The following is a 253-nucleotide window of genomic DNA, read 5'->3' as shown; positions in this document are numbered from 1 at the left end:
AGACTAATGGTATCTGCGAACGCTTCCACAAAACGATACTGCAAGAGTTCTATCAGGTGACATTTCGCAAAAAATTATATAGCTCTCTGGAAGAGCTTCAAAAGGACCTGGACGAGTGGATAAATTATACCAAATTGATTAAATTTATGATCTAATGTCAAAATCCAATTTCCATCTATGTGATAGTGATTTTGCAGCCTTCTGAATTTATTAAGCTCTCCAAACAAACTAAAGATCCAAGAAAGAAAGTGCG

The 253-nt window shown here is 35.6% G+C and carries 1 pseudogene; it reads left to right on the top strand.

Annotated elements, in window-relative coordinates:
- Nucleotides 1–128: pseudogene (locus IY568_RS24560) on the top strand (IS481 family transposase); the annotation flags it as partial.
- Nucleotides 129–253: the final 125 nt, after the last annotated feature.

Origin of the sequence: Pseudoalteromonas sp. PPB1 (genome assembly GCF_015356275.1) — a bacterium.
Classification (GTDB): Bacteria; Pseudomonadota; Gammaproteobacteria; order Enterobacterales; family Alteromonadaceae; genus Pseudoalteromonas; species Pseudoalteromonas rubra_D.
Note: the sequence above shows the minus strand (reverse complement) of the source record. Positions and strands in the feature narration are given on the sequence as shown.